This is a genomic window from Enterobacter sp. IF2SW-B1, assembly GCF_001743375.1.
Classification (GTDB): Bacteria; Pseudomonadota; Gammaproteobacteria; order Enterobacterales; family Enterobacteriaceae; genus Enterobacter; species Enterobacter bugandensis.
The window spans coordinates 162,196-168,432 of record NZ_MJAA01000011.1 but is presented as its reverse complement, the minus strand read 5'-3'; the positions used below and the strand labels follow the sequence as shown (position 1 = coordinate 168,432).

Annotated in this window: 6 protein-coding genes and 1 rRNA gene; 4 read left to right on the top strand and 3 right to left on the bottom strand. The window is 53.6% G+C overall.

All coding sequences use genetic code 11. The features are described from left to right. Positions 1-19 precede the first annotated feature (19 nt). The 3 genes from rrf to birA all read left to right on the top strand — a co-directional run bounded on the left by rrf (position 20) and on the right by birA (position 2,247). Positions 20-135, top strand: a 5S ribosomal RNA gene (rrf, locus tag A6013_RS20445). A gap of 124 nt (positions 136-259) precedes the next feature. Then, complete coding sequence (gene murB, locus A6013_RS20440) at positions 260-1,288, top strand: UDP-N-acetylmuramate dehydrogenase (protein WP_047367234.1); 1,029 nt, start codon at positions 260-262, stop codon at positions 1,286-1,288. Beyond that, on the top strand, positions 1,285-2,247 hold the full coding sequence (gene birA, locus A6013_RS20435; protein WP_028014765.1) for a bifunctional biotin--[acetyl-CoA-carboxylase] ligase/biotin operon repressor BirA: 963 nt from the start codon (positions 1,285-1,287) through the stop codon (positions 2,245-2,247). The genes murB and birA overlap by 4 nt, the downstream gene beginning before the upstream one ends. Positions 2,248-2,441: 194 nt before the next feature. Here birA and bcsG read toward each other — a convergent pair whose 3' ends face one another. From bcsG to bcsE, 3 genes are read right to left on the bottom strand one after another with little or no spacing between them, the layout of a single operon-like run. Next, positions 2,442-4,121, bottom strand: a complete 1,680-nt coding sequence (gene bcsG / locus A6013_RS20430; RefSeq protein ID WP_028014764.1) for a cellulose biosynthesis protein BcsG — start codon at positions 4,119-4,121, stop codon at positions 2,442-2,444. After that, positions 4,114-4,308: a cellulose biosynthesis protein BcsF gene (gene bcsF, locus A6013_RS20425; RefSeq protein ID WP_072201618.1), complete on the bottom strand. Its 195-nt coding sequence runs from the start codon at positions 4,306-4,308 to the stop codon at positions 4,114-4,116. Before bcsF ends, bcsG begins: the two co-directional genes overlap by 8 nt. Further along, positions 4,305-5,867, bottom strand: coding sequence for a cellulose biosynthesis c-di-GMP-binding protein BcsE (gene bcsE / locus A6013_RS20420; RefSeq protein ID WP_069733663.1), 1,563 nt, complete (start codon positions 5,865-5,867; stop codon positions 4,305-4,307). The genes bcsF and bcsE overlap by 4 nt, the downstream gene beginning before the upstream one ends. 174 nt (positions 5,868-6,041) lie before the next feature. On the opposite strand from bcsE, the gene bcsR reads away from it, so the two are divergent. Continuing rightward, on the top strand, positions 6,042-6,230 hold the full coding sequence (gene bcsR / locus A6013_RS20415; protein ID WP_028014761.1) for a cellulose biosynthesis protein BcsR: 189 nt from the start codon (positions 6,042-6,044) through the stop codon (positions 6,228-6,230). The last annotated feature ends 7 nt before the right edge of the window (positions 6,231-6,237 follow it).

Below are 6,237 nucleotides of genomic sequence, written 5' to 3'. Positions count from 1 at the left end.
TACAGATTAACAGAATTTGCCTGGCGGCTTTAGCGCGGTGGTCCCACCTGACCCCATGCCGAACTCAGAAGTGAAACGCCGTAGCGCCGATGGTAGTGTGGGGTCTCCCCATGTGAGAGTAGGGAACTGCCAGGCATCAAATAAGTGAAGAGGCCATCCGAAAGGATGGCCTTTTTGCGTTTCTGCGCTGCACAAACTAATCCCCCAACGCCCTGCTTATACGGTAAACTACCTGCGTTTTTGCATCAGGATAGCGTCTATGAACCACTCCCTTAAGCCCTGGAATACCTTTGGCATTCAACGTAATGCTAATCAAATTGTACGTGCCGATACTGCACAGCAGCTGCTGGATGCATGGCAAAGCGCAACAGAAAATAACGAACCCGTACTGATTCTGGGCGAAGGAAGCAATGTCCTGTTTCTCGACGATTATGCGGGAACGGTGATCGTTAACCGCATCATGGGCATTGGTGTGGAAGAGCATGCCGATAGCTGGCATCTGCACGTGGGGGCCGGAGAAAACTGGCATCAGCTGGTGCAATTTACCCTCGAAAAAGGGATGCCGGGTCTGGAAAACCTGGCGCTGATCCCAGGCTGCGCCGGATCGTCACCCATCCAAAACATCGGTGCCTACGGCATCGAACTGAAACATGTCTGTGAATATGTCGACTGCATCGAACTGGCGACCGGAACGGCTAAGCGCTTAACGGCAGAACAGTGTCGGTTTGGCTATCGTGACAGTATCTTCAAGCATGAATATCAGGATCGCTACGTGATTGTCGCCGTGGGCCTGCGTCTGCCAAAGAACTGGCAGCCGGTGCTGACCTATGGCGATTTAACGCGTCTCGATCCGGCAACCGTCACTCCCCGCGACGTATTTGACTCAGTTTGCCATATGCGAATGACCAAACTTCCCGATCCGAAAGTAAACGGAAATGCAGGAAGCTTCTTCAAAAATCCGGTTATTAGCAGCGAAAATGCAAAAGCCTTTCTTGAAGGATGGCCCACTGCGCCACATTATCCTCAGGCAGATGGCAGCGTGAAGCTGGCCGCTGGCTGGCTGATCGATCAATGCCAGTTAAAAGGCACGTCCGTAGGTGGCGCTGCCGTTCACCAGCAGCAGGCTCTGGTACTGATTAATCAACGCGATGCGACCAGCGATGATGTTGTCCAGCTGGCGCATTATGTTCGTCAACGTGTGGGCGAAAAGTTTAACGTCTGGCTGGAGCCAGAAGTCCGCTTCATTGGCCGCACAGGTGAAGTGAATGCCGTGGAGACCATTGCGTGAAGGACAATACCATTCCATTAACCCTGATTAGCATCCTTGCTGACGGGGAGTTTCACTCTGGCGAACAGCTGGGCGAGCAGTTGGGCATGAGCCGTGCCGGCATTAACAAGCATATCCAGACGCTTCGCGACTGGGGCGTCGATGTGTTCACGGTGCCGGGAAAAGGCTACAGCCTGCCGGAGCCAATTCAATTGCTGAATGAAGACGTCATCCGCAGCCAGCTTGGACACGGCAACGTTGCGGTGCTGCCGGTGATTGATTCGACGAACCAGTACCTTATGGATCGGCTGAGCGAACTCTCATCCGGCGATGCCTGTGTTGCTGAATACCAGCAGGCCGGTCGTGGCCGTCGCGGTCGCAAATGGTTCTCGCCATTTGGCGCCAATCTCTATCTGTCCATGTACTGGCGTCTGGAGCAGGGGCCTGCCGCAGCCATTGGTCTGAGTCTGGTCATTGGTATCGTCATGGCGGAAGTGCTGCACGATCTGGGTGCCGATCGGGTCCGCGTTAAGTGGCCAAACGATCTGTACCTTAACGATCGTAAACTTGCCGGTATTCTGGTCGAACTGACGGGAAAAACCGGTGATGCGGCGCAAATTGTTATTGGCGCGGGGCTCAATATGGTGATGCGTACTGTCCAAAACGACGTGGTGAATCAGGCCTGGACCAATCTCCAGGAGGCGGGGATTGTCATCGATCGTAACACCCTTGCCGTGCGCATGATTAAAGAGCTGCGCAGCTCACTCACGCTTTTTGAACAGGAAGGCCTGGCACCGTTCCTGTCTCGTTGGGAAAAGCTGGATAACTTCATCAACCGTCCGGTGAAGCTGCTGATTGGTGATAAAGAGATTTACGGCATTTCCCGCGGTATTGACGCACAGGGCGCGCTGCTTCTGGAGCAGGATGGCGCGATCAAGCCCTGGGTGGGCGGTGAGATTTCCCTGCGAAGCGCCGAATGACCGGATGGAGTAAACGATGCGAAAATCCGTCTGCGCTACCCTGGCATTTAACGATGGGGCAGCCTTCCGGAGAGCCCGAAATCACCTCTAAAGACGACGACTATTCGACAAGTCTGAAAATGCGGATGTGGATTTCAGCGCAATAATGACGCACTGACTATCCCCTCTCCCCTGTGGGAAGAGGGGGAAATCAGTTACTGCGGATACGGTACCCAGTCCCCGCCGTTCAGGCGAACGTACGGTTTGTTCTGATACTGAATCACTACCGCGTTGGCGTTCTCGGAGACTTCAGCCGTTTGCGGCAGGTTGCTGGTGAGCTGATCCCAGTTCACGCTATCTTCCACAAACAGCTTCCCGTCAACGGCGCGGGCAACCAGTTCTGAAATCGCCAGATAGCTGCTTGGCTGGGTAATCTCAATTGGTGCGCCCTGGTGCGGTGCCTTCATACCAAAGAATTTAATGCCTGCAGGCACGTTGGTAATGGACGGGCTTGGGATATCGCGCAGGCCGGATACCTGCATTCTGTCGCCTTTCAGCGCGCCACCGTGCTCAGGTACCACGACCACCATCACTTTACGGCCAGATTTTTCCAGCTCCGTGAAGAACGCGTCCAGCTCGTCGAAGAATTTCTGCGCCCGCACTTTGTAATCCGCCGTTTTACTCACCCCCGGGAAGTGGTTACCGTCGTGAAGCGGCAGGGTGTTATAGAACGTTGCACTGCGCGGATTACTGTCTTTTTCGATGGTCTGCAGCCAGCGCTGCAGCACGGCAGTATCGTCATAAACCGGCGAGCCATCGAAGCCCAGCAGCGTAACGGGAAGACCGGTTTGATCCATCAGTGGCGCCTGCATGCCACCCTGTTCACGTACCTCTTTCAGGAAGTTACCGAACTGACCGTTATGCCCCAGCATCAGGTGCTGCGTAAAGCCCAGCTTCGCGAGATTATCGAATAAATAACACTGGTTGCCAGCGGGCTGATACAGGTTTTTATGCGATGCCTGACCGCAGCTTGCTCGCAGCAGGCGGATTGCCGCCGGGCCGCTGTATGAGGTGGCAGAGTTAAAATCTTTAAACTGGATGTCAAAGTGGGACCACAGCGGGTGAGACATCAAACCGGCGGCATCCACGTCGGCCCAGGAGAGGGAACAGATGTTAATCACCAGCAGCTCAAACGGCTGTGCATCGGCTGGCAGCGCATCCGGGAATTTCGTCTGTCGCTTATCTTCAGCGGTATAGAAGCTGGAGAGCCAGGCATTAAGATTGGTGGAGGTCGGCGGTGCAGTCTGCGTTGGAATATCGCCCACCACCGGCGTATCGCCTGCCGTTGTAACGGTAGCCGCTGCGCTTCCTCCCGTCGTGGTCACCGTTGTCGTCGGCTGGCCGGCAGGCCATAGCGAAAAGCTTGGCCCCGCCAGCGTCAGCACGTTAAGCCAGATCATAATGGCGACGACAAACACCGTGACGCGGATCCACTGAGACAGGAACAGCCAGGCAACCAGCAGGACAAAGACGGCGCCAATCATCTGCCAGTTAATGAAACGCTCAACCAGGTCAAGCATATAGTCTGCGCTGAAGCCCGCGACCTGCGATCCCTGGCTCATTATGCTTTCCGGACCAGGCAGCCAGGTATCGTGCCAGAACAGCGCAAAGCCGATGGGGATGGCCACCCAATGGCGTAAACGATGCAGCCTGATGTTCGGCAGAGGCATCAGCAGGAAGGCCATAAACACCAGGTTAAGCAGGGGATGGAAATTCAGATAACCTGCCCAAAGCAGGCCAAACTTCACCAGAAAGTAGAAGTTCCAGCCGGAAAGGCCGCGCCAGTATTGCCAGAGCGGCGAGGGTGACGAAGCGGTATAGGAAGAATTAGTCATGTTTACGGTCTGCCTTGACGTGTGATGCCCGTGTCAGTGTTCCGGCTGGTTTTACATAGCGAGGTTTTACAAACATCACTCTGGCCGTATCACGGATACGGCGTATGGAATGGCGTGCATAGTAGCCAAGCGGGAAAAAGATCAGCGCGCAGAATACGACCAGTTGGATGATATCGCTGATATTCATGATGATGCGTTCTCCCCGTTCTCAGTTAATAAGCGAAGGGGTTCCGGAACCCGACGCCAGACATGTCCGTCATGTCTGGCATTGAGGAGCGGTTTTACATCGCTCGTGATTGCGAGCGGTTTAACCCATTGTTCAGGCTGGAGAGCGCGCATTTGCACCAGCTCTGCGCTGATAGCATTATCTTCGAACCAAATCATACGGTTCGAGAAAATATCCCCGGTAGGCAGGGGGAAGATGTGGTTAAGCGCGGTATCAAGATCGTTGACCCGGCAAAACGACAAAAACAGCACCAGGCGATTGTCGCCAATGGTCATGATGTCCCCTGTACGGTTCGGGCGACACAGGGTGAGCGCCTGCTCAACGCGAATGCCCGGGACCGGCCGCAGGGCAACCATAACCCCTTTCCCGTCCGCCGGAAGTAACGTGTTGCTCATCATGTTGCCGACGGCATCGCAGAACGTATCCCATTTCTGGTAGCCACGCAGCTTCATCGGCTGGGTCATGGAGAGCAGCGTGGAGATATCTTCCGGGACATGGCGACTGAACTGCTGACCCTGAACGCTTTCAATAAGCGTCAGGCAGCGTGACAGTGGCGCATTCCAGGGGATCACCATATTTGCCCCGCAGCCCAGAAGCAGACGCTCATCGGTAGCGCGCAGGCTGGTATTATTTTCGCGCACCACAATTTTTAACGCGCTGCCGCGCTGGCGGCGTAGGGTGTGAATTTGTCTCGCCAGCGTTTCAATCTGATTATTCTGCATCAACGAGAAAACGAGGGTGGCTGCCTGGGTGGTGCGGGCTTCATGAAAAAGCGCTTCGTTAGACTCAAACAGTGACCAGTTTTCCGAAAGCGCGGGCGCGCCCTCTAAAACCGCAATATGGCTCAGGATGCGCTTTTCATCGCTGCGCGGCTGCACCACGGTTTCTTCCTGCTGTGCCAGGTGCCATTTCCCCTCAATAGGTTTAAGAGTCAGCTGTTGCCTGGCGCTCACGCCCTTTTCATTGCACCAGAAGGCAATATCGTAGAGATAGCTGCCTGCCTGGTCACGAAGACTTGCCAGCCCGAACAGGGAGCGATATTCGCCCATCAAAAGTGAGAACAGCTTGTCGTTATTACTGCCGGGGTTGACGACCAATAGCGTGCAATTTTGAAACTTTGCCCATTTATTGATTTTTTCCAGCCACGACAGCAGTTTTTCAGCAGGAATATTTTGCAGTATGTTATTTGCACATTTAAGAATCACTAAATAGTGATCCGGATCTATAGAGCACTGAACGTCGCGGGACAAAAAGTATAGACTATCCGCTTCCGCTGACATAGAAAACAAACGTACTTTCTGGGGGCCGCTGTCGCTTTCGAGCGTAATTATTTTCTTCGGCTCTTCGCCCATGCTAATGACGGCCACGCGGGAATCCTTATCCTGAGCGGCAATTGTCTGGTTTACCAGGCTGATAGCGTCTTCATTACGATCCGTATTAATCCACCAGACTCCACCGACTGGCATGTGGCTCAATTCGTCCCATAATGACTGGATGCCAATAGAAAATATGGAGTCCACGATGTCCCTCTTTTCGTCTAATTTGCCTGTATCTCAGTTTACTAGCGAAAGCGTAGAAATAAACCTAACATTGAAATTAAAGAACATCAGATTTAGCATGTAAATGAAATTTGTCAGGGCAGGATGCCCCGCAACTTCCGAGCGTGCGATTTTCCTCAAAGGGATGGAATAAGAATGGATAATAACGAACCTGCAACCCCAGTCGACTCGACTCTGGGTTACACATTCCAAAACGATTTTCTGGCGCTGGCGCAGGCCTTTTCTCTACCTGAAATAGATTACACCGATATTTCCCAGCGGGAACAGTTGGCTGCTGCTATTAAACGCTGGCCGTTATTAGCTGAATTCGCCCATCAACATTAAGGGAGCC